This window comes from Paenibacillus amylolyticus (assembly GCF_036894225.1).
GTDB classification, from domain to species: Bacteria; Bacillota; Bacilli; order Paenibacillales; family Paenibacillaceae; genus Paenibacillus; species Paenibacillus amylolyticus.
On the sequence record NZ_CP145892.1, the window covers coordinates 3709980 to 3732571 of the forward strand.

Consider the following 22592-nt stretch of genomic DNA (forward strand, 5'->3'; position numbering starts at 1 on the left):
ACATAAGTATGTATTTGAAAACTCTATAACCTTTAGAGCATATGCGATGCATCACTATGTCTTTTTAACTTAGGGTAGGTAATCGACTTGAATATAAATTTAATTATAATCGATTTTAGTGGATATATGGGTGGAATTAACATCTGTTCAGACCAACGATGATCATCAAAAGTTTCTTATCAAAATCCATATCTCAACGATTTCCATTCAATCAAAAGGGAATATCACATCAGAGCTTATTTGGCTTGAAGCTTTGGTTAAAGATACAAATCTTGTCATACCTGTACCTGTTAGAAATCTTCAAGGTGATCTGGTAACAAAAATCTCAACTGATCTTAGCGAAAATACAATCATGGTGACTATTCATCATTGGATTCATGAAAGCGTACTTCAAAGAGAGCCAACAAGTAATGAAACTGAAAATTTGGCTCTCTTAATGGCGGCTCACTTAATCAATTAAAACGGTTAGTAAATTTAGAGCTTATCTCAAGTGAAGTGTTTGTTCATGTGGAAGAGTCAGCACATAAAATAGCAGATGTGATACAAAATTATAAACGTTTGCCAAGTAACTGGGGAGTTATTCATTCTGACCTTCATGAGAGTAACTATGTATTTTATGACGATACTCCTCAACTTATAGATTTTTCGAATTGTGGCTATGGCTTTTATTTATTTTATTTCATCGTATAGCAAAGTAAATCAACTGGAAGAAAATTATGTCGAGTTATTTAGAAGCATTTTTTATTTGGTCATTCATTAGGACTTTCGCATTCCATTCTCTAAATCCAAATGAACAACAATCCTTAGCGGCAAATTTTCCAACAGTTATTGAAAACTATTTTAGGAAATATCTTATAGGAGAAAATTTTTTGTTAAACTAAGGAGTAGGTTAGTGTAATTTCCCGTTTTAGATAACGTTATAATATAAACAGAGTTCAAGACATGAATACAATAAATGGAGGGGTAGGATTGAACAAGTATGTGTTACATATAGTTGCAAGTGTAGTTTGCATATTGTTACCTGCTGTTGGTCTCTTATATGTTTTGTGGGATAGCCACCAACCCAAAATAGGACCTGTAGGAGACGGAAAACCAAATTATCCTTCAATATCTCAATGGATATCTATTAGCTCTTCTTTTATTCTTGGAGTAGTTAATTTACCTCTTTCCATAATTCGATATAGACAAAAGGCTAAAGAAGATATTAAAAGTTAATGCTTTATTACGCTAACGTAGAAACTATAATTGAATAAACGACGAAAATGAAGCTGCCTGTGTCGGCAGCTTTCATTACGTTAACGGGCAGGATAGATGAATTTTGCGAATGTACGCCAGGTATGCGAACGATAAAAACATAAACTTTTAAGATTAAAGACATGCTACAGTCTTCAGAATCGCAGAATTCGTCAAAGGAAGTACGATCGCAGAAAAAAGAGGTCGAACCCGTCCCAATTTTATGGCTATCAGGCCTTCGATGGTGAAGTGCCTTCATGCACAAGATACGATCATAATCCATTAAACCGGAAGGAATATCTCTTACATGTCTTGAATCACGATAAATCTGAATTAAAGCTGGAGGCGAATGAGATGCTGGAATTAGAGTTTACGACTATAGAGGAGTGGGATGAAGCATTGTGGGCGCGGATGGAGCGAATCTATCATGAGGCTTTTCAAAGCGGCGCTAAGACAAAAGCGATTCTGCGCAGTATGCTGGACCGGAAGATTGGTTATTTACACACGGGCGTGCATCATGGAGAAGTGGTTGCGATGGCTGTTACTGGACTGGAGGGGAAGGTTGCGGACCGCATCCTGATCATCGATTACCTCGCGGTTGAACAGAAGTTGCGTGGGTGGGGCATAGGGACCTGGATGCTAGAGCAGCTCAGAGCCTGGGCGTTAAGAGAGCACCGGATCAAAGGTATGATTATCGAGGCGGAGTTCGGGACAACAGAGGCTCATCAGGAACGCATACAGTTCTGGCAACGCAACGGGTTCATCCTAACCTCCTATGTCCATCAATATAGAATGGTGCCAGAGCCGTATCAGGCAATGATGCTACCACTGGATACAAGTACGCATGTGCCTGATGATGGTGAAGCACTGTTTCGTTATATCAATGCTTTTCACAAGGTTGCTTACCGGAAGAGTTAGACCGCATTCAATGGACCTGCAGGAAAATACCGTAGAGATTAGGATGTAAAATGATCAGTTCTTGACTGCATGGTCAATAACTGATACATTAATCCCATGAGCAGACCAAGAGAATTTGATGTCGATCGTGTATTACACCAGTCTATGGAAGTGTTCTGGAATCAAGGCTTCAAAGCAACTTCTTATGAGGACCTTACGCGTACTACAGGAGTCAAAAAGCAAAGTTTGTACTGTGTTTTTAAAGACAAGCGATCGTTGTTTCTGAAGGCGCTGGCAATTTACCGTGAACAGGTTATAGCGAAACTGAAAGAGATTGAAGCCCTGGATTCGTCTCCCGTTGATAAACTGGATACCTTACGATATTCCCTTTTAGACGATGAAACTAGCTGCCAAGGGTGTCTAATTGTGAATGCATCACTCGAATTCGGAACAGATGACGAGCAGGTCACACGCGAAGCTGAGCTCATGGCAGAAGAGATTCAACTGGTATTAGAGAAGATCATAAGTAGTGGCCAGAAACAACAGTTAATTTCCAACCGGTATACGAGTATAGAGCTTGCATCTTATCTAAATAACACCATTCTTGGTGTGAGAGTTATGGAGAAATCAGGTTCATCCCGTGAACAGATCGAGACGGTTCTGCGTACTTCATTTGGCATGATCATGTCTTGATCTTTTTTTTGTGAAATTCTTGACTACGAAGTCAAAAATAATTGAAGGCGGATTAATACACCACGAAAGCTTGAAGGAGGTGGGGCTTTTCGAGAAAAATCGTGTATTGATTCATTTGGAAATAACGTCTAGCTGTTAACCAGGCTGATTGCTGTTTAACATCTCCTAGGTCAATTTATATAAAAAAAACGAAATATGTGGAGGTTATTATGAATTATTCTCAATCCGTAGAAGCATTGTTCCAACCTATAGAGTTAGGTCACTTGAAGTTATCCAATCGGATCGTGATGGCGCCGATGACGCGTCAATTTTCTCCGGAAGGTATCCCGGGTTCGAATGTTGCGGGCTATTACCGCCGCAGAGCAGAGAACGCAGTGGGGCTTATTGTGACAGAAGGGACAATAATTAATCATCCGGATGCATCCAATCAAGCCAATGTGCCGCACTTTTATGGTGAAGCTGCAATGAATGGTTGGGCACATGTTGTATCTGAAGTACATGAAGCTGGTGGTCGAATTATTCCACAGATCTGGCATATGGGAGCCAAAGGTCATGTTAATGATTATTCGGAAGCTGAGATTGCTACAATCGTTCAGGAATTCGCAAAAGCAGCCTCAGAAGCGAAACGCGTTGGGTTCGATGGTGTTGAAATCCATGGAGCACACGGCTATCTGATCGACCAATTCCTGTATGAGAAAACCAACTCTCGTACGGATCGTTACGGTGGAGATATGATGGCTCGCACACGTTTTGCAGTTGAAGTGATTGAGGCTTGCCGTAAAGTAGTGGGATCGGAATTCCCTATTGTACTGCGTTTATCTCAGTGGAAGACAGATGATTATCAGGCTAAATTGGCTGAAACACCGGAATTACTGGAGCAGCTTCTCGCACCGTTGGTTCAAGCTGGAGTTGATATCTTCCACTGTTCCACACGCCGTTTCTGGGAGCCGGAATTCGAAGGGTCTGATCTGAATTTTGCTGGATGGACCAAAAAACTGACTGGTAAACCGACAATCACTGTTGGATCGATTGGTCTTGATGGTGACTTTACAAGTCTGTTCACAGAAGGTAAAGGCGCAAGTAACGTCGGTATCGAGGGATTGGTACAACGACTTCAGAATGATGAGTTTGATCTGGTTGCTGTAGGTCGTGCTCTTCTAGTCGACCCTGAATGGGTTAAGAAAATTCAAGAAGGACGTACTGATGATCTGGTTCCATTCACAAGAGAGGCGATGACTTTACTTACTTAATTGTAGTTATAATCATTAGGAATATGTATTAATCAAACACACCTTCAAGATCATCTTGGAGGTGTGTTTGTAATGGCAACCAGAGTGAGTTATCCGGTGGAACTAAAGATGAACGCCATAGAGATGAGACTGGCAGAGGATGCAAAAGAAACATCGGAATAAGGTCCTCAACTTCATTATTGCTGGTTCCTTCATTTCTACATCATCACTCAACAACACCACTGCTTGGGGGGAGCTCTCCCTCCGAAAGATCAACGCTTCTCTTCACTGAATTCCCAATGCAAGTGACGATCTATTCATTAGTGCTAAGTGACAACAAGTGTTTTAGATTGTCATCAATAAATTGATTATCGGCACTGTTGATTCCACGACCGGCAAAATGGCCCCAGATCGATTGGATTGGTTTCAAGACAGCATTAGGTATACGCTTAGCTTCGTATTCATTATCTTCCGCTGTGCAGAAGAGATCCGTGCTTCCCGGCATGATACAGGCAAAAGCTTTTATGCTCTGAAGTGCTTTATCAAAGTCTCCGTTATAGGAGGGGTTTGCACTGATATCTGCATGTTGACCTGTCCATAACATGGCCAGAACATTATGCGGATCCATATTCATAAAGCTATTTTCCCAGACACCAGCTACAAAATCCTCCAATATGTCAAATCCCATCTCACGGTATAGCTCTTCTCTATAAAACGCATGTGATAGTCCCCATCCCGCATACACCCGACCAACGGCACGCATGTCTGTAGAACTTAGTTGGTTTAATTTACTTGAGTCGAAGCCGACTGCGGATAGCAGTGAAGCTTTCACGCCTTCCAGGACCACAAATGTGTGAGGCCAAGGTTTGGCGATGCCTCCGAAAGGTGCGATTCGTTCAACCACCTCCGGGTAACTTGCCCCCCATTGAAATGCCTGAATGCCGCCCATCGACCACCCGACGACGAGAGCAATCTTTTGAATACCGAATTTTTCGGTCAGCAGTTGGTGCTGGAAACGTACGTTATCATAGATGGTTACCTGTGGAAAGTTAGCCCGATCGAATGGAGGAGGCGTGTTACTGGGAGAGGAAGAGAGTCCATTGCCCATCAAATTCGGAACGATAATAAAATATTTCTCTGGATCCAGTGCCATCCCGCTGCCAATGAGCCATTCATTCTGAATATGCTGATCACCAAAAGCCGTTGGATAGACAATAACATTATCTTTCTGTTCATTTAATTTTCCGTAAGTTTGATAAGCGAGATAAGCGTTTGGTAACGTCACTCCTGATTGTAAGAGTACATCACCCAAATTAAAAATTTCATAATCCATCGTATAATTGCTCCCTTCAAAATGAAACACCACAGGTTCACTGTGATCTCTTGTACTCAGTATAGAGCTGTGATACTCTCAATAAAAGTGAATAGAATTCAAGATAGTAATCAATAAAATTGAAAGATGAAGGAGGGATCATCGGATGGAATTGCGTCAACTGAATACGTTTTGTACGGTTGCAAAAACATTGAATTTCACGCGGGCAGCAGAAGTGCTGAGCTACGTTCCTTCTAACGTCACGATGCAAATTAAAGCATTGGAAGATGAGCTAGGTGTTCGCCTCTTTGATCGGTTGGGCAAGCAACTCGCGCTCACAACTGCGGGTAAACGCTTTTTAACACACGCCCAAGGCGTTCTCGAAAAAATGGACGAGGCTCGTAGTGCTGTCCATGATAATGAAAAACTAAGTGGAACCTTAACGATAAGTGCGAATGAGGTTATTTGCTCCTATCGGCTTCCACCTGTCTTCCAACGGTTTCGTTCGCAGCATCCGGGAGTTCGCTTAATTTTCCGCTCAGTTCCGAATCAAGAGCTCAAGCAAACGCTCTTTGAGGGGACCACGGATATTGTTTATATGTTGGATGAACCTATTCGCTCGAGTGGACTTTCCGTGGAACCTTTGCTGGAAGAACATTTCCGATTGTTAGCTGCTCCAGATCATCCACTCGCCAAACGAACTGTGCTGCAATTGGAAGATTTTCATGATGAAGTGTTCCTGACAAATGAGAAGGGTTGTCCCTATCGGACGATGTTTGATCGGTCATTTGAGAAAGAGGGCATTGATAGCATTACATATTTAGAGTTTCAAAGTGCTGAAGCCATTAAACAATGTGCAATTTCAGGAATCGGTATTGCCTTTCTTCCGGAGATCGTCGCGGAATCTGAAGTTGAACGCGGAGAACTTGTTGTCCTCCCCTGGAAAATTCCGGACTTGCAGGTATATACACAGATGTTGTGGCATAAAGACAAGTGGCTTTCACCAATCATGTTATCTTTTATAGAAGCAACTAGGGAAGTTTTTGGTTCACAGAGTGAAAATAAAACCGTATAGCTTATGTACGAGACATCAAACTCTTGAGCACAGTAAAATGCTGTTGAAAGTGAGGAGACATTATTTATGATTCCATTAGTATATGACCAGATTAACCATTGGGGAAAAGACGATGAATTTTTCCTTGCATTGTTAAAGAGATTACAAGTAGAATCTATAGCTGACCTGGGCTGTGGAACAGGAAGATGGACTACTCATCTTGTTCAGTACGGTTATAAAATTACCGCTATAGATCCCAATGAAGAAGCGATTGAAGTAGCGAGAAGTAAAGATAATTCTGAAAGTGTGGAATGGATTATAGGTGATAGTGCAGATTTACAAACCAATACCTATGATGCGGTAATTATGACAGCGAATGTTGCACAGGTATTTCTTACAGATGACAGCTGGAAACGAGTAATCTCAGACGTATTCCGATCCCTAAAAATCGGGGGTCACTTTATTTTTGATACAAGAAACCCTTTGGTAAAAGTATGGGAAGAATGGGAGAAGGACAAAACTCCTGACTTAGCTAAAGATAGACTAAGCGGAGATCCTTTAGAAATTTATACAGAATATGAAGGGTTTGAGGGAGATATTTACACTTTCTATGAAATTGTAAAAAATACCAAAACAGACAAAGTATTAGTTCATGAAAAAATGCAGCTGAGGTTTCGAAATCAAGAAGAATTCAATGAATCGCTGAAACAAATCGGTTTTTCAAAAATTAAAACATATGGTGATTGGGAATTCAAACAAGCAAATTCTCAGAATAGATCGTTTATTTTTCATTGTGTAAAATACTAAAATAACTACAAACATTGTTTCATTCAAATCCATTCAATGAAATTTGTTCATATATGATGAACTGGAGTATGATTGGGGAAGGCGTTGCTGATAACTATCATATAATCAATGCCATGTACAGAGTGTAATTTGATATCGGTCTAAAGCTTTTGGACCCGGCTATACAACACCATACTTCCTTGAAGGGGGACATCTGTTTTGGATGAGCAGTTTCTAGATTTATTGGCCGAGAAATATGATACGGAAGAAAAAATCATAACAGAGATCATCAACCTTGAAGCGATCTCCAATCTCCCGAAGGGAACCGAGCATTTTGTCAGTGATTTGCATGGGGAGTTTCAGGCTTTTCAGCATGTACTACGAAACGGTTCGGGTACCGTCAAAGAGAAAATCAAAGAATTATTCCGGGAGGTTTGGACGGATCAAGAGATCAATGATTTTGCGGCGTTGGTTTATTACCCTGAAGAAAAAATACAGCTGGTTATAGGGGAACTGAGCAATAAACAGGCTTTGAACCAGTGGTATAGACTAACAATTGAACACATGCTTAAGCTTATTTCTTATGCCTCTTCCAAGTATACACGCTCAAAATTGCGTAAAGCTCTGCCGGAGCAATATGTATATATTGTAGAAGAGCTTTTATACAAGACGGATTCGACCAACAATAAGGATCCTTATTACGAGGAAATATATCGGCAAATTATATCCTTGGGCCAGGCGGACAATCTCATTATCGGCCTTGCTTATACGACACAGCGCCTGGTGGTTGACCATCTTCATGTGGTTGGAGATATCTATGACCGGGGGCCGTACCCCGATAAAATTATGGATACACTGATCAACTACCATTCTGTAGACATACAGTGGGGGAACCATGATGTCCTCTGGATCGGAGCCTACGCAGGTTCTCTGGTCTGCCTTGCGAATATTATTCGAATCTGCGCCAGATACGATAATCTGGACATCATTGAAGATGTATACGGAATCAATCTGCGCCCACTGCTAAACCTCGCGGAGAAATATTATGAAGACAATCCGTCCTTCAGACCTAAGTTACAGGCTGGACATAATGTATCGGAGCAGGAAATTCTGCAGATCACCAAAATTCACCAAGCCATTGCCATGATTCAGTTTAAACTTGAAAGCCCGATTATCAAGAGACGCCCATACTTTAATATGTCTGAAAGACTTTTGCTGGAGCAGATTGATTACGACAACAATGAAATCAACATCTGCGGTAAAACGTACCACCTGGAAAACACCTGTTTCGCAACCGTAAATCCGCAGAAGCCCGAACAATTGCTTGAGGAAGAACGCCAGGTGATGGAAAAGCTGTTGTTTTCCGTTCAGCATTCCGAAAAGATGGCCAGACATATGAATTTTCTCATGAAAAAGGGCAGCCTTTATTTAAAATACAACGGGAATTTGTTAATCCACGGCTGTATTCCTTTGGATGAAGAAGGAAATATGGAAGAAATGCAGATTGAAGACAAGACATATGCGGGCCGTCAATTGCTTGATGTTTTTGAAGATTATTTACGTTACGCCTTTGCGCATCCGGAAGAGACAGAAGATCTGGCGACGGATATGGTATGGTACATCTGGACAGGAGAATGTTCCTCGCTCTTTGGAAAGAGAGAAATGACCACTTTTGAACGGTATTTTATCCAAGATAAAGAAGCACATAAAGAGAGAAAGAATCCTTACTACCATTTACGTGAAAATGAAGATATCTGTCGAATAATCTTGCAGGAGTTTGATTTGAATCCAGATCATGGACATGTCATTAACGGGCACACGCCAGTCAAAGAAATTAGTGGAGAGAGCCCTGTTAAAGCAAACGGAAAAATGATCGTGATTGACGGCGGTTTTTCCAAAGCCTATCAATCCACAACGGGCATTGCCGGATATACCTTGTTGTACAATTCCTTTGGCATGCAGCTCGTTGCCCACAAGAAATTTAATTCAAAAGAAGATGTGTTATGTAACGGAACGGACGTGTTATCTCTAAAAAGATTGGTGGACAAAGAACTGGCGCGGAAGCTGGTGAGGGAAACCAATGTCGGAGAAAAGCTGTTGCAGAAAATTTCAAATTTGAAGGATCTACTAGACTATCGCTACATGAAATGAAACGATTGCTAAAGTACACATTCGGATCAACCGTTTGAGTGCAATATGACATAGACGCTCGTATTGGGCAGGGAAGTAATAATCTCCTGTCTGTACGAGCCTTTCTTTTTTCACAGTGCGATTTAACAACAAACTTTATGACTTACAGTTGAACTAAACGAGGATTTTCAATTGGTGGAGAGGAGGAAGATATGGACTACAATTCACGGAAGGAAGCGGTTTTTGAGACGAAACGGTTCCGTAACTGTACCATAGCGGCAGGTCGTCGTCATACCGTTGCTCTTAAATCTGACGGAACAGTAATAGCTGTGGGTGATAATAAATATGGTCAATGTAAGGTAAGCGATTGGTGCCATATCGTCGCAGTTGCAGCGGGTAATGTTCATATGGCTACGAACACCGGTAATGCACATACCGTTGGTCTTAAATCTGATGGTACGGTAACTGCTATAGGTTGGAATAAGCATGACCAATGCAATGTAAGCGAATGGCGCGATATTGTAACCGTTTCGGCAGGTTGGTGCCGTACGGTTGGGGTTAAATCAGATGGCACCGTGGTTGCGGTCGGGCGAAATAATGAAGGGGAATGCAACGTGAGCAACTGGCGCGATATTGTATCGGTCACGACGGGTGACTGGCATACAGTTGGTCTAAAAATAGACGGAACGGTAACAGCCGTTGGTAACAATAAATATAACCAATGTAGCTTAAACGACTGGGGCGATATATTAGCTGTTTCGGCGGGGTATCTTCATACGGTTGGGCTCAAATCGGATGGCACGGTATTGGCTGTGGGTAGAAATAATAATGGCGAATGCGATGTAAGCGAATGGCGCGATATTGTAGCAGTTGCAGCGGGGAGTTATCATACTGTTGGTCTTAAGTCCGACGCTACAATGGTTGCTGCGGGTTCGAATAAACATCACCAATGTGATGTACGTGGCTGGCACGGAATTAGAGCTGTTTCGGCGGGGTGTGCCCATACGATTGGACTGAAATCGGATGGTACGATGGTTGCTGTGGGTGATAATGATTATGGACAATGTGATGTAAGCGGATGGAGTAACATTCAACAATAAAATGTCGAGGGATAAGGACATATTCCTATGGAAGTCGCTATTTTAGCGGCACGCTTAACGTATAATTTTAATTGATCGTTTTAAGTTATAGAAAGTACTCCAAATGACTATATTGACAAATTTAACGCCTTCCACTAAGATAATCGTACAAGTAAATAATGAATATAATCAGGATTGTTACTGATCAGCAGGCAAGACCGATTAATATGCAAACATGTAGAGTTTAATTACCATGTGTGCACTATTAATGGTCTTTTTTATTTGCTAAATTCTGTTAACGTTTCATTTTAAAAGGAGATTCGTATGAAAATCACGCGAATTATTAATAATAATGTCGTCTGCGCTGTAAATGAAAGACGCCAAGAGATGATGCTTCTAGGAAGTGGCATTGGTTTTCAGAAGAAAAAAGGAGACGATGTGGACACAGAGAAGATTGAGAAAGAATTTTTCCTGAAGTCCAAAAATGTAACTGGCAAATTATATGCCCTGCTCGCGCAGATTCCGATGGAGTACATCCGTGTGTCCGATAGTATTATTCAATATGCCAAGCAGTCCTTGGATAAAGAGCTGAATGAAAATATATATTTGACGCTAACAGACCATATTAACTTCGCCGTATCACGCTATAAACAGGGAATGAACTTCAATAATGCGTTATTGTCTGAAATTAAAGCATTCTACGCCAATGAGTATCGAGTGGCTTTGAAGGCTTTGGATATGATTAATCAAGAATTCAACATTACATTGCCTGAAGATGAGGCTGGATTTATTGCGCTTCATATTGTCAATGCAGAGCTCGGATCTGAAATGGAAGATACCATGAAGATGACACAATTGATTCAAAAGGTTTTAAATATTATTCGTTATCAGTTCAAAATTCACTTTAACGAAAGCTCCCTTCACTACTCCAGACTGATCACGCATCTAAAGTTTTTTGCCTATCGTCTGTTTAACAATACGGTGATGAAAAGTAATGATAACGATTTCCTCAATATTATTAAAGAAAAATATAAGCTAGAGTACCAATGTAGTCTAAGAATTGCGCACTTGATTCGGGTAGACTATGGGAAAGAATTAACCGAAGACGAATTGGTGTATTTAACTGTTCATATCAAAAGGGTGACTGATGAAGAAAGGGATTGACCCATCATCGCTCCATAATGACTATACTAGGATTGTTACTGGTGATGCAGGCAAGACCTAGAGTTCCATCGTGTATAGAGCATATCTATATTCGATAGAACTCTAGGTCTTTTTTTGTAGAATAATACATTGAAGGGGGAACAAAAATGAAGCATGAACAAACGGCTACCGACATTCTAAAACTTGTTGGTGGTGAAAAAAACATTGAAAGTGTTACACACTGTGCTACCAGGCTGCGCTTTAACTTAAAAGACGAGTCGATTGCAAACAACGAAGCACTGAAAAACGTACAAGGAGTTGTGGGCGTTGCCAGTAGTGGAGGTCAGTATCAGGTCATTATTGGTAATGAGGTCAACAACGTCTATAAAGCCCTTGCGCAGCTAGGGAACTTTACAAGCAAGAATGATGCTCCAACTGTGAAAAAAGGAAAAGTTTCTACTGTTCTGGACACGATTTCCGGAATCTTTACACCCATCCTACCGGCGATGATCGGTTGTGCCATGATTAAGGCAGTTCTTCTTATTTTGAAAACCTTTGATCTCGTTGACCTTGACGGTCAATTTAATACGATTATGACTTTCGTCGGGGATGCGGCTTATTACTTCTTGCCAATGCTGCTCGCTTGGAGTGCTGCTGTTAAACTTAAAGCTAATGTGGGTTTTGCGTTAACCATTGCGGGTATCTTGTTACATCCTAGCTTTTCGGCATTGATGTCTGCAGGTGAGCCTGTTACGTTCTTGGGTCTGCCTGTCACACAAGCGACGTATTCTTCTTCCGTTATTCCAATTATTCTAGCTGTATGGATCCTGTCATATGTGGAACGATTTGCTGAAAAGTATTCTCCTTCCGTGATCAAATCCATTTTGAAACCTTTAGTTGTAATCCTTGTTATGGCGCCTCTAACATTAATTATTCTAGGACCATTGGGTGCGATTGCCGGTAACTACCTTGCTTCTGCTGTATCCTATGTCAATACACACGCAGGATGGTTAGTGTCTGGTATTATCGGCGGGGCATTCCCATTCCTGATTCTGACGGGGATGCACTATAGTTTGGGACCCGTTGTCCTCACTGCTTATGCACAGACAAAAACCGATGGCATTGTTGGCCCAGGTATGCTCGTACACAATATAGCTCAAGGTGCAGCTGCGCTCGCGGTCGCATTAAGAACCAAAAATAAAGCATTTAAACAAGTTGCTTACTCTACTAGCGTAACTGCGCTGTTAGGAATTAGCGAACCTGCATTGTTTGGTGTAAATCTACGGTTAAAAAAACCACTGATCGCTGTTGTCATTGGTGGTATTGTAGGCGGAATATACGTTGGCTTGTTCGGTGTAGCTCGATCTGCTCTAGGCATTGCCGGCTTGGCTACGTTACCAGCATTTATCACTGATAATCCATGGAACCTAATCCATGCGGCAATTGGTCTGGTCATTGGCTTTGTTGTTACCTTCTTGATGACGCTTATTTTAGGATTTGAAGATGTGCCTGAGGATGGAGAGGATCAACGAACACCAGCCAATTCATCTTCAACAAACCGTGTGCCTGTTGTTAGTGTTTCTGAACATGTACTCACAGCACCAATGACTGGTCGAGTTCTAGAGTTATCAACAATAAAGGACGAAGCCTTTGCAACTGGAGCTATGGGAAAAGGGATCGCCATTGAACCTACAATTGGAAAGCTTGTTTCACCAGCCGATGGTGTCATATCCGCGGTATTCCCTACCTTCCACGCAATGGGTATTAGCTCGAATAATGGCGCTGAACTCCTCGTTCATATCGGCATGAACACGGTGAAGCTGAAAGGTGAACATTTCAAGGTGCATGTACAAGAAGGTGATGAAGTAAAAGCTGGGGATTTACTTATCGAATTCGATACAGATGCAATAGCCGCCAAAGGTTATGATCTGACTACACCTATTATTGTTACGAATTCAGATGACTTTACAGATGTAATTGGTATAGATAAACCATCGATTACGATCGGGGAAAAACTAATTAAGATCATATAAGGAGGAATTTCCAATGAAGAACACAACCGTATTCCCAGACTCTTTTATGTGGGGCGGCGCAACAGCGGCGAATCAATACGAGGGTGCCTGGAACATTGATGGTAAAAAGGCAAGTACAGCAGATATGATGACGGGTGGAACGCATACTATTCCAAGACGGATCACTAAACACATTGAGGAGGGCGTAAACTATCCTTCCCATGAGGCAGTAGACTTTTACCATCATTACAAAGAAGATATCCGTCTGTTTGCAGAGATGGGCTTTCGATGCTTCAGAATGTCCATTGCTTGGTCCAGAATATTCCCCAACGGGGAAGATGTAACGCCAAATGAAGCAGGACTTCAATTTTACGACAAGGTGTTCAGTGAACTGAAAAAGTATAATATTGAACCTGTCGTTACCATCTCACATTACGAAGCTCCGTTTGCGCTAACTGAGAAATTCAATGCTTGGGCTTCCAGAGAAATGATCGATTGCTACGTACGGTATTGTGAGACCATTTTCACCCGTTACAAGGATGTCGTGAAGTACTGGATTACATTTAATGAGATCAATAGTTTAATTGTTCCAGCAGGTGCATATATAGCAGGGGCATTATTAGTTGATGATAGTGGTGTATTTAACAATACGGTTGTGGATAGTACGCAATTAAGATTCCAGGCTTTACATCATCAATTTATAGCAAGTGCAAAAGCGGTCAAACTTGCTCATGAGATTAATCCGGCGTTCCAAATCGGTTGTATGATTAATTATAGTCATGGTTACGGAAGTACATGTAAACCGGAAGATATGTTGAAGGCTCTGAGAATGGATCAGATTAACAATATGCTGAGCAGCGACGTGCAAGTTAGAGGGGAATACCCTGACTTTGCCAAGAGATATTTTAATGAGAACAATATTCAGATTGAGATGGCAGAAGAAGACGTAGAGGTGCTAAAACAAGGCTGTGTTGATTTCTATAGCTTCAGCTACTACAAATCTCATGTAGTGGGTACCCGCCCAGAGGGTGATGAGACCCAGGGGAATGTCTTTGGTGGATTCAAAAATCCTTATTTGAAGGCAAATGATTGGGGATGGCAAATCGATCCAGTTGGACTTCGTTACGTACTCAATCATGTGTACGATCGGTATAGAATCCCTGTAATGATCGTTGAAAATGGTCTGGGAGCGGTTGATGTCATCGAAGAGGATGGCTCTATCCATGATACGTACAGGATCAATTTCCTGCGAGATCATATCGAACAAATGAGAGAAGCTATCCTCGATGGCGTTAATCTTATCGGCTACACGGCTTGGGGTTGCATCGACATCGTTAGTGCCTCAACTGGCGAAATGGAGAAACGCTACGGATTCATTTATGTAGATAAGGATAACGAGGGCAGTGGTACCCTGAAAAGAAGTAAAAAGAACAGTTTCCACTGGTATAAAAAGGTGATTGAATCCAACGGGGAAAGATTGGATTTGGAAATATAATTTGCAATCGAACGAAAGATGATCCAATCTTTAAATTCTATCAAATAGACCAAGTACTTATCACTTTGTGAGACAAGTACTTGGTTTTTTGTGCATCAATAATAAAACTAAAAATTAATTATTTGGATGGTTAAAGTGGCTGACAATATCCAGTCTACAGTTCATTATGGTGTCCAAGGGTTTTCAAAAGCTAATTATAAATATTTACCTCTTGCATAAAGAACGTGTGTTCGGTCTATAATATATACAAACATACGTTCTCAAATGTACAGGAGTGATTTCAGTGTTGGCTAAGCAGCGAACTATTATGCTCATCGACATGCAGTCGTTTTATGCTTCAGTCGAAAAGGCAAAAATGCCTCAATACCAAAATAGACCATTAGCTGTTGCGGGAGACCCCGCAAGACGCTCTGGAATTATCCTTGCCGCTTGTCCACTAGCCAAAGCGAAGGGTGTGTCTACCGCGGAACCACTCTGGCAGTCTCTTCAGAAGTGCCCTGAACTGATCATTGTGAGACCACACATGCAAGAATATATCGAAGTATCCACTCAAATCATGTCCATTATTGAAGAGTTCACCGATCTGGTCGAACCGTACAGTATAGACGAATTATTCGCTGATTTTACAGGGTCTATGCATCTATTCGGTAATGATCCAGTCGATTTGGCCAAGCAAATTCAAGACAAAATCTATAATGAAACAGGCGTTTACGCGAGAGCTGGCATTGGTGAAAACAAAATCATCAGTAAATTATGCTGCGATATGATCGCTAAAAAAGCAGAGGGGGGTATTTTCCACTTAAAGAAAGAGGAGTTACACCTCCATATTGGAGATAAGCCCATCCGCGATATGTGGGGGATAGGCTCAAGAATGGAAAAACATCTGTGGAAGATGGGGATCCGAACCATTAGAGACTTGGCGAATACGCCTCTTTCCAAATTAAGAAGTAAGTGGGGTGTTAATGGAGAAGTCATCTGGCGAGTCGCAAATGGACTCGACAATTCGCCGGTAACCGTCAACACGCACAGTACACAAAAAGATATCGGAAACGGAATGACCTTGCCTAGAGATTTCACAGAGGCTTGGGAGATCGAAGTGGTTATTCTCGATATCTGCACAGAAGTATGCAGAAGAGCCCGCCAAAAGGGACTGATGGGTAGTGTCGTGTCCGTAAGTGTGTCTGGAGCGGATTTTGACCACCCCACTGGTTTTCACAGGCAGGTTAAACTGTCTGATCCTACAAACATAACCATTGATGTATGCAAGATAGCCAAACGCATATTTCATCAACACTGGGATGGGCAACCTGTGCGCCGTGTAGGCGTGTCCCTGTCTCAATTATCCAACGCGGATACATATCAACTATCTTTTTTTGATGATCAAGAGCAGAAACGGGCCATTGATCAGGTGATGGACGACATTAAGGATCGATTTGGCGACATTGCCATTCTACGAGCGAGCTCCATTACGGCTGCGGGTCAAGCGATCGATCGAGCATCTAAAATCGGGGGGCATTACAAATGAGCAAAAAACTGGAGGCCAATGGATTATGGGAATCGAGCCGCATGATGCTTCCTCAACATAAAGAACGAATTATACAGCATCGTACTCAAGTTCATTATCTAACGAAACCGCTGATCCATGAAGATGAGTGGGAAATTATTACACAAAATATAGATATGTCGCTCAATTATACATTGCAAGCCACCTTTGAAATATTTACTGAGTCAGGCAATCGGGATATACACGGGATCGTCACTTCAGTCAGTACCTTTGGAAAGAAAATCAAAATTGAAATGGAGAATGGATTTGAATGGGTCGATTTTGATCAATTGGTCGCTGTGAAACTTGAAGAAGGAGGCGCATAAAGTGCGACAGACTTTCGAGGAACTTTCACTCGTGAAGAGGGTGCTAGAGCTCCCTTATCTTTTAGGTGCTCTGGAGGTAGATAAGCATAAAATATACGCTTCAAACTTCAAAATGAAATCTGTGTATGTTGACTACCTGGACGGTACCCAAAAGAAAATTGCTTTAGAGATGTACAAATCAAAACAAAGGCTAAAGGAACATCATATAAAAATCATAGATGAAGTGAGATCTGAGCTGAGTTTAACGGTAGATTATTCGGTGAGAGGTTACATTCATAAAATGACATTATTATGGAGCAAAGTGAAAGTAGATGTAACCTTAATGCTTACTGAACATATGAACGTTGATATTACTGAATTGCCCACATGAACATAGAAAATAAGAGTCTAACTTATGGGTGCGGCAACAAATACGAGCAGATCTTTCGGCAAACCGGGAATCACAAAAAAGATAAATAAAGAGGCAGAGTAAACTATGTTTGGATGTCAAAGATAAAAAACTTCATTATTATAAATCTGCCCCTGTATTCAGTAAGGACATTCAAAAGAAAAGCCACGAAGGAGGAGGAATAGCAGCAGGTTTAAGACAGTCGAGAAATCAGTAGGATGCCCAATTTCCCGGTTCGCTTGCGGGACGTAATTTTCAAGTCGTCATTTCAAGTAGCATGAGAAATTTTAAGATAAAACTCAAGAGGAGAAGTGGGCGTAAAAGTAATTGAGGGGATGGTAGCGTCATGCCAATTGAAATCAAAGACATTGTGTCTAAGAAAATATTAAGTGAAGTAAAAGGTTATCTAGATATTGGTTTTACTCATTCACTAAATCCCTATACGGGTTGTGCATTTGCTTGCGAATACTGTTACGTCAGAGAAATGCCAATTCAAAAGTTTAAGGATATTCCTTGGGGATCGTGGGTGGATGTCAAGAAAAATGCAGCAGAAAACTATCTAAAGGAAGTCTCTCTTCTAAAACGTAAAAATAAACCCATAAGTATATTCATGTCATCAGCCACAGATCCTTATCAACCTGTAGAGCAGAAGGCAAACATTACAAGAAGCCTATTAGAAGAAATGGATAAAAACCCACCAGATTCACTTCAAATTCAAACTAGAAGCCCCCTGGTTGCCAGAGACCTTGATATACTGCTGAAATTAAAGGAAAAATGTCGAATTCTGGTTTCAATGACAATCGAGACAGATCGCGAAGATGTGAAACGAATTTTTTCGCCCTATGCTCCTGGAATAGATTTAAGAGTCAAAGCCTTGAAAAAGATGAAGGATGCAGGGATACATACACAAGTATCTATCTCCCCTGTGCTACCTTTTTCACCTAATTTCGCTAACATGTTACAAGGCATAACTGATCGAATTTGGATTGATACGCTATTGATTGGTGATGGTCAAATGGGGATGAGATCTAAGCGGTTAGGGATGCCACAATTATTTGAGGCGAACGGCTGGGAGAAATGGTACGAGAAAAGAATTCATCTGAAAGTCGAAAAATATTTTAAGGCAAGGTTTCCATCTGAAATTATTCATGTATCCAAAAACAGTGCATATCCATTTTGATTTTAAATAGCCATTCATTTAATGAGGATCTTGCCCGTTTTTTCTTCATGCAATTAGAAATATTGCAGAAACTGGTGTTCGAAGATCAACTCTCTCATACGAGTCAATGGAGGACGTATGAGTCCTCCATTGATTTAACTTGAAGATGTAGAGGGATTCATTCTATTTTGAAATGACCGTGGAGTAACAATTTGACATCATTCACTCTGATGAATATCGTTTGGAAGTTCATCATTGAGTTTCTGGTACCCGAGCCCCCATGTTTCCATAGAGAATATAATTGGCTTCAGTGAATTTCCTAAATCACTTAAGCTGTATTCGACTCTCGGAGGGACTTCTGCAAAAACAGTACGAATGACAATTCCATCCTCTTCCATTGAACGTAAATTTTCAGTGAGAACCTTTTGACTGATCTCCGGGATACTTTTACGAAGTTCTCCGAATCGATGAGTTCCCTTCAAAAGATCCCTCATAACCAATAACTTCCACTTGTTACCTATCAATCCAACTGTCGTTGCGACGGGACACAACGGCAACTCTTTTTTTGAAATCACTGTATTATCGCCTCCAATAGTTACTATTAGTTTCCTATATAACAAAAAGGTGCCTACTTTCAAAATCAATACATTGCTTATATTATAATTCTGTCGATGAAAAATCAAATGAAAGGAGGAGGGAGTTTGCAAGAGAGTTTATGCAACTGAGTGACTATTTTTTGAATCATATGTTAACGTTCTTGAATTCTTGGAGACAGCATTTAGAGATCAGTTTATTGGCTCTGCAACCTAAAGATAAAATACTAGTTACAAAAAGGTTCCTATGCAACATTAAGGTGCCTACTTACCAATTATCTAAAGTAGAGATAAAATTTTAATGAAGGTATATGCTCACGAAAATAGAAAGGGGTTTAAATATGACGATTACAGAAAACAAACAATTGATGTATCGTTTCACGAACTTCATTAATACGGCAAGCAAGGAACTTGCTGAAGAATTGATTGCTCCAGATGCTGTTTTTTATGTACCTATGCAAAAAGAACCAATGAATGGTCCAAGTGGTTATCTCTCCATAATTCATATGATGAGATCTGGTTTTTCCGATATACAATGGACTGTTAAGGAGCTGGTAGCAGAAGAGGATCTAGTAGCAGCTCATTTTGTCATGAAGGGCACACAAGACGGAGAGTTTCTCGGGTTTCCACCAACGAGCAAAAAAATCGAAGTAAATGCAATGAATTTTTATCGGATCTCTAATGGCCAAATTATTGAAGAGTATGGTCAACCCGATATGCTTGGCTTGCTTCAACAAATAGGGGCAATTCCAAAAGCATAATTAGATTAAAGTAGAAGAGGGACTGCATTTTGCACTCCCTCTTCTTAGTGATTTTACAATTAGGAAATATAAACTACTAGTTTTAGCCTAGTTTTTGCGAACCATTGAACCACACAGATTTGATTGACAAAGTATCTGAAATATTAGTGATCGGATCACCGTTTATAAGAATAAGATCAGCACGTGCACCTTCGGTAATCCGGCCACGATCTTGTAGACCAAAGCAACGGGCCGGTTTGGAAGTAGCCGACTGAAGAGCTTCGATCGGAGTGAACCCAGCCTTCACCAGCAGCTGCATTTCGTGGTGAACACTGGCCCCATGAGCAAGGCCACCAAGGTTCGGAACGGGAACCGGTGCGACATCCGTCCCTACAAGAATATCAACTCCGGCACGGTGAAGATCCATCACATTTTTAAAGCTGTTCTCCATGTTACCTTGTGGGAATGTATTGAAGCTTGAGTTCAAGATATCGATCCAATCCGGACTTAATTTGGAATGAACTCGTGGATCATTAGCCAATTCTGATGCCGGATTACCTATAATCGATGAATTTAACACCAAGCACGGTGTAACAAAAGCTCCAGAATCTGCTATGGATTTAACCAATTCGGACGTGTACTCGGGTCTGTCGATAAACAAGTGCCCCAAACCGTCGACTCCAAAATCGATGGCTGCTTTCGATGAAAGAGCCGTCAAAACGTGGGCAATGACCAACTTATCGAACTTGTGGGCTTCAGTAACGGCTGTTTTTAGAATCTCATCACTTAGAACAGGCAGGCCGGGTGCACCCATAACCGTTCCCTCTTCAATCATGATCTTAATATAGTCGGATCCATTCTCCACTTGGGTATGCACATGTTTGATCGCTTCATCAACCGTCGTCACTTGAGGTATTTCGTCGTGATCGTGAGCGTAGGCGGCTAACATTGCTTCCCGGTCTTCCTCCGATAACTTCTCTAGTTCCTTTAATACGAATTCAGGTATTTCATCTCCATCAGGTAGTAATTCATCTGGGTGCCCACCAGGAGCGGTAATCGCTGTCCCAGCAGATCGGACGTCTGCGATGTCATCCACATTTTTTAGCTGAATTTCGCGCCCTCTTTTAGTAAAATCGCCGTTCATTTCGAGTTCTGTTGTAACACCGAATTTTAAGGCATCTCGTAATCCACCAATTGAGGTATGGACATGTGCATCAATCAGGCCGGGTATTAATGTCGCATTTTCTCCATCGATAATTGTTGCGTCACTTGGGATGTCTCCGCCCACTGAAATAATGGACACCCCTTTAATGACAATATGTCTGGGAGCAATAATTTGATATCCATCAAAGATTCGTACATTTGTAATCGCCGTAATTTCTTCTAACCCAGCATTCTGATTTAATTTCTCCATCATAACTCCTCCTAATGTGTTTGTGATTCAACACTTCGGAGTATAACTGTTAGATACCTAACAGTCAATAGTCTAACCTTTGTTTGACAAGCCTACTGGGATCACTGTATATTTTAGCTACTTACAATTAGATTCCTAACAATTACAGAGGGGAAGATGGACGGTCATGCATTCCCGAGAAGATACGCCTTATATGGATTTGTTTCAAATTATCGGTCTTAAGTTAAAGAAAAGAGCGGATGAGAGTATAAAAGAGCTAGGATTAAGTTCTCAACAAGGAAAAGTAATCGATTATATTTATGAGAATCAAGATAATCATATTATTCAAAAGGATCTTGCAGATCGGTTTCATCTGCGTGGGGCAAGCGTTACAAGCATGCTTCAAGGTCTAGAGCAAAAAGGTTTCATCGAACGTAAAATCCCGGCCAATAATGAACGGCAAAAAAATATTTACGTATTACCAAAAGCGGTTGACTTGATTGAAGACTTCAATAACTCATTTCAAAAAGTGGAGGATGAAATCCTTCAAGCCCTTAATGACGAGGAGAAGCAAATCTTAAAGAAATTACTGATCAGAATTAATGAACGCATATAATAGATGGGCAGAAGAGGTAAATGGTGGCCATAGAACACTGATGACATTGATTTCTCATCAGGAATTATTACTTACAATGGAACGGAAATCCTGGATCAAGAAGATATTTTTCAAGTCAATACTGCATCGTTTAAAAATCTTTCTATTTAAGGCGGTATATTAATGAACAAACTTGAAATTAAAATATCTAACTATAATCCCAAGTATGCTGAACATACAGTGAAAATGTGGAGAGATAGTAAGGAACGGGCAATTGGTCAGGCTGAAACCCATAGCTTCGAAAACCATCTATATTTTTTAAATCATATACTATCTAAACAGTATCAAATAGATTTAGCGTTAATTGATGAAAAAGTAGTTGGAATGATTGCCTATAGTGAAACTGAGATAAGCCAACTTTATATTCATATTGATTATCAAGGGAATGGAATAGGGCGAACCTTGCTTAATAAAGCAAAAGCACAAGCAAATGGAAAATTAACTTTATATACATTTGAAGTGAATAAAGATGCCCAAAAATTTTATGAGAATAATGGGTTTGAAATTACTGGTAGAGGACAAGAAAATGAAGAGAATTTACCTGATATACGATATGAATTGAAGTTGTAAGAATTGAAGTTGTAAAAATCGAACATAAAGTTACTCTCAAAAAAGTGAACAGTCTGCAGGTTAGCTGGATGCTTGACCACCCAACCAATTCACTGGAAATGTAATCCCATGTATTTATCTTGACAGTAATTGAGTCTGACTCGTAATATTTGAAGTGGAGAT

General features: G+C 40.8%; 23 protein-coding genes. 20 read left to right on the forward strand and 3 right to left on the reverse strand.

Annotated features, from left to right (window positions below; genetic code table 11):
- The first annotated feature begins 130 nt into the window (after positions 1-130).
- The 6 genes from V6668_RS16465 to V6668_RS16485 all read left to right on the forward strand — a co-directional run bounded on the left by V6668_RS16465 (position 131) and on the right by V6668_RS16485 (position 4073).
- Entirely contained in the window at positions 131-460 is a 330-nt protein-coding gene (locus V6668_RS16465) for a hypothetical protein (protein WP_338706152.1), read from the forward strand.
- Positions 461-537: 77 nt separating this feature from the next.
- Positions 538-690, forward strand: coding sequence for a phosphotransferase (locus V6668_RS32235; RefSeq protein ID WP_422395285.1), 153 nt, complete (start codon positions 538-540; stop codon positions 688-690).
- Between the two features lie 279 nt (positions 691-969).
- Positions 970-1215 carry a hypothetical protein gene (locus tag V6668_RS16470; RefSeq protein ID WP_076327461.1) on the forward strand — a complete coding sequence of 82 codons (246 nt, stop codon included), beginning with the start codon at positions 970-972 and terminating at the stop codon, positions 1213-1215.
- Positions 1216-1587: 372 nt separating this feature from the next.
- Positions 1588-2151, forward strand: a complete 564-nt coding sequence (locus V6668_RS16475) for a GNAT family N-acetyltransferase (RefSeq protein ID WP_101313857.1) — start codon at positions 1588-1590, stop codon at positions 2149-2151.
- A gap of 96 nt (positions 2152-2247) precedes the next feature.
- Positions 2248-2823 carry a TetR/AcrR family transcriptional regulator gene (locus V6668_RS16480; protein WP_036673614.1) on the forward strand — a complete coding sequence of 192 codons (576 nt, stop codon included), beginning with the start codon at positions 2248-2250 and terminating at the stop codon, positions 2821-2823.
- 209 nt (positions 2824-3032) lie between these two features.
- Positions 3033-4073 carry an NADH:flavin oxidoreductase gene (locus V6668_RS16485; RefSeq protein ID WP_338706153.1) on the forward strand — a complete coding sequence of 347 codons (1041 nt, stop codon included), beginning with the start codon at positions 3033-3035 and terminating at the stop codon, positions 4071-4073.
- Between the two features lie 292 nt (positions 4074-4365).
- Here the strand turns inward: V6668_RS16485 and V6668_RS16490 are convergent, their stop codons facing one another.
- Positions 4366-5385 carry an alpha/beta fold hydrolase gene (locus V6668_RS16490; protein ID WP_338706154.1) on the reverse strand — a complete coding sequence of 340 codons (1020 nt, stop codon included), beginning with the start codon at positions 5383-5385 and terminating at the stop codon, positions 4366-4368.
- Positions 5386-5530: 145 nt separating this feature from the next.
- On the opposite strand from V6668_RS16490, the gene V6668_RS16495 reads away from it, so the two are divergent.
- From V6668_RS16495 to V6668_RS16545, 11 genes are all read left to right on the forward strand, one after another.
- A complete protein-coding gene (locus V6668_RS16495) occupies positions 5531-6439 on the forward strand; it encodes a LysR family transcriptional regulator (protein WP_338706155.1) in 909 nt (302 codons plus the stop codon).
- A gap of 66 nt (positions 6440-6505) precedes the next feature.
- Positions 6506-7225, forward strand: coding sequence for a class I SAM-dependent methyltransferase (locus tag V6668_RS16500; RefSeq protein WP_036673619.1), 720 nt, complete (start codon positions 6506-6508; stop codon positions 7223-7225).
- A gap of 198 nt (positions 7226-7423) precedes the next feature.
- Positions 7424-9355 (forward strand): fructose-1,6-bisphosphatase, encoded by a 1932-nt coding sequence (locus V6668_RS16505; RefSeq protein ID WP_076317751.1) that lies wholly within the window; start codon positions 7424-7426, stop codon positions 9353-9355.
- A 191-nt stretch (positions 9356-9546) separates the two neighbouring features.
- Positions 9547-10434: a chromosome condensation regulator gene (locus V6668_RS16510; RefSeq protein ID WP_338706156.1), complete on the forward strand. Its 888-nt coding sequence runs from the start codon at positions 9547-9549 to the stop codon at positions 10432-10434.
- Positions 10435-10737: 303 nt separating this feature from the next.
- Positions 10738-11577 (forward strand): BglG family transcription antiterminator LicT, encoded by an 840-nt coding sequence (gene licT / locus V6668_RS16515; protein ID WP_076327452.1) that lies wholly within the window; start codon positions 10738-10740, stop codon positions 11575-11577.
- 146 nt (positions 11578-11723) lie between these two features.
- On the forward strand, positions 11724-13589 hold the full coding sequence (locus V6668_RS16520; protein WP_076250544.1) for a beta-glucoside-specific PTS transporter subunit IIABC: 1866 nt from the start codon (positions 11724-11726) through the stop codon (positions 13587-13589).
- Between the two features lie 13 nt (positions 13590-13602).
- Positions 13603-15063: a glycoside hydrolase family 1 protein gene (locus V6668_RS16525; RefSeq protein WP_338706158.1), complete on the forward strand. Its 1461-nt coding sequence runs from the start codon at positions 13603-13605 to the stop codon at positions 15061-15063.
- 307 nt (positions 15064-15370) lie between these two features.
- The gene (locus tag V6668_RS16530; protein ID WP_422395286.1) at positions 15371-16588 is read left to right on the forward strand and encodes a DNA polymerase IV; all 1218 of its coding nucleotides are present in this window, start codon (positions 15371-15373) and stop codon (positions 16586-16588) included.
- Positions 16585-16932: a YolD-like family protein gene (locus tag V6668_RS16535; protein WP_338706161.1), complete on the forward strand. Its 348-nt coding sequence runs from the start codon at positions 16585-16587 to the stop codon at positions 16930-16932. The genes V6668_RS16530 and V6668_RS16535 overlap by 4 nt, the downstream gene beginning before the upstream one ends.
- Complete coding sequence (locus V6668_RS16540) at positions 16913-17302, forward strand: hypothetical protein (protein WP_338706162.1); 390 nt, start codon at positions 16913-16915, stop codon at positions 17300-17302. The genes V6668_RS16535 and V6668_RS16540 overlap by 20 nt, the downstream gene beginning before the upstream one ends.
- A gap of 364 nt (positions 17303-17666) precedes the next feature.
- Positions 17667-18500, forward strand: coding sequence for an SPL family radical SAM protein (locus V6668_RS16545; protein WP_338706164.1), 834 nt, complete (start codon positions 17667-17669; stop codon positions 18498-18500).
- Positions 18501-18697: 197 nt separating this feature from the next.
- On the opposite strand, the gene V6668_RS16550 is transcribed toward V6668_RS16545, so the two are convergent.
- The gene (locus V6668_RS16550) at positions 18698-19054 is read right to left on the reverse strand and encodes a winged helix-turn-helix transcriptional regulator (RefSeq protein ID WP_036613919.1); all 357 of its coding nucleotides are present in this window, start codon (positions 19052-19054) and stop codon (positions 18698-18700) included.
- Positions 19055-19413: 359 nt separating this feature from the next.
- Between V6668_RS16550 and V6668_RS16555 the strand changes: the two genes are divergently transcribed.
- Positions 19414-19833: an ester cyclase gene (locus tag V6668_RS16555; RefSeq protein WP_076317746.1), complete on the forward strand. Its 420-nt coding sequence runs from the start codon at positions 19414-19416 to the stop codon at positions 19831-19833.
- Positions 19834-19915: 82 nt separating this feature from the next.
- On the opposite strand, the gene V6668_RS16560 is transcribed toward V6668_RS16555, so the two are convergent.
- A complete protein-coding gene (locus V6668_RS16560) occupies positions 19916-21226 on the reverse strand; it encodes an amidohydrolase family protein (protein ID WP_127549440.1) in 1311 nt (436 codons plus the stop codon).
- Between the two features lie 166 nt (positions 21227-21392).
- Between V6668_RS16560 and V6668_RS16565 the strand changes: the two genes are divergently transcribed.
- Complete coding sequence (locus V6668_RS16565; RefSeq protein ID WP_076327443.1) at positions 21393-21821, forward strand: MarR family winged helix-turn-helix transcriptional regulator; 429 nt, start codon at positions 21393-21395, stop codon at positions 21819-21821.
- 162 nt (positions 21822-21983) lie between these two features.
- Positions 21984-22430 (forward strand): GNAT family N-acetyltransferase, encoded by a 447-nt coding sequence (locus V6668_RS16570; protein ID WP_036613913.1) that lies wholly within the window; start codon positions 21984-21986, stop codon positions 22428-22430.
- Positions 22431-22592: the final 162 nt, after the last annotated feature.

What these genes read in the sequence shown, in the direction of transcription:
- V6668_RS16500 (WP_036673619.1), top strand. Translation starts at nt 6,506, where the DNA reads ATGATTCCATTAGTATATGACCAGATTAACCATTGGGGAAAAGACGAT.
- V6668_RS16490 (WP_338706154.1), bottom strand. Translation starts at nt 5,385, where the DNA reads ATGGATTATGAAATTTTTAATTTGGGTGATGTACTCTTACAATCAGGA.
- V6668_RS16560 (WP_127549440.1), bottom strand. Translation starts at nt 21,226, where the DNA reads ATGGAGAAATTAAATCAGAATGCTGGGTTAGAAGAAATTACGGCGATT.
- V6668_RS16525 (WP_338706158.1), top strand. Translation starts at nt 13,603, where the DNA reads ATGAAGAACACAACCGTATTCCCAGACTCTTTTATGTGGGGCGGCGCA.
- V6668_RS16475 (WP_101313857.1), top strand. Translation starts at nt 1,588, where the DNA reads ATGCTGGAATTAGAGTTTACGACTATAGAGGAGTGGGATGAAGCATTG.
- V6668_RS16535 (WP_338706161.1), top strand. Translation starts at nt 16,585, where the DNA reads ATGAGCAAAAAACTGGAGGCCAATGGATTATGGGAATCGAGCCGCATG.
- V6668_RS16495 (WP_338706155.1), top strand. Translation starts at nt 5,531, where the DNA reads ATGGAATTGCGTCAACTGAATACGTTTTGTACGGTTGCAAAAACATTG.
- V6668_RS16570 (WP_036613913.1), top strand. Translation starts at nt 21,984, where the DNA reads ATGAACAAACTTGAAATTAAAATATCTAACTATAATCCCAAGTATGCT.
- V6668_RS16565 (WP_076327443.1), top strand. Translation starts at nt 21,393, where the DNA reads ATGCATTCCCGAGAAGATACGCCTTATATGGATTTGTTTCAAATTATC.
- V6668_RS16520 (WP_076250544.1), top strand. Translation starts at nt 11,724, where the DNA reads ATGAAGCATGAACAAACGGCTACCGACATTCTAAAACTTGTTGGTGGT.
- V6668_RS16510 (WP_338706156.1), top strand. Translation starts at nt 9,547, where the DNA reads ATGGACTACAATTCACGGAAGGAAGCGGTTTTTGAGACGAAACGGTTC.
- V6668_RS16485 (WP_338706153.1), top strand. Translation starts at nt 3,033, where the DNA reads ATGAATTATTCTCAATCCGTAGAAGCATTGTTCCAACCTATAGAGTTA.
- V6668_RS16545 (WP_338706164.1), top strand. Translation starts at nt 17,667, where the DNA reads ATGCCAATTGAAATCAAAGACATTGTGTCTAAGAAAATATTAAGTGAA.
- V6668_RS16555 (WP_076317746.1), top strand. Translation starts at nt 19,414, where the DNA reads ATGACGATTACAGAAAACAAACAATTGATGTATCGTTTCACGAACTTC.
- V6668_RS16530 (WP_422395286.1), top strand. Translation starts at nt 15,371, where the DNA reads ATGCTCATCGACATGCAGTCGTTTTATGCTTCAGTCGAAAAGGCAAAA.
- V6668_RS16480 (WP_036673614.1), top strand. Translation starts at nt 2,248, where the DNA reads ATGAGCAGACCAAGAGAATTTGATGTCGATCGTGTATTACACCAGTCT.
- licT (WP_076327452.1), top strand. Translation starts at nt 10,738, where the DNA reads ATGAAAATCACGCGAATTATTAATAATAATGTCGTCTGCGCTGTAAAT.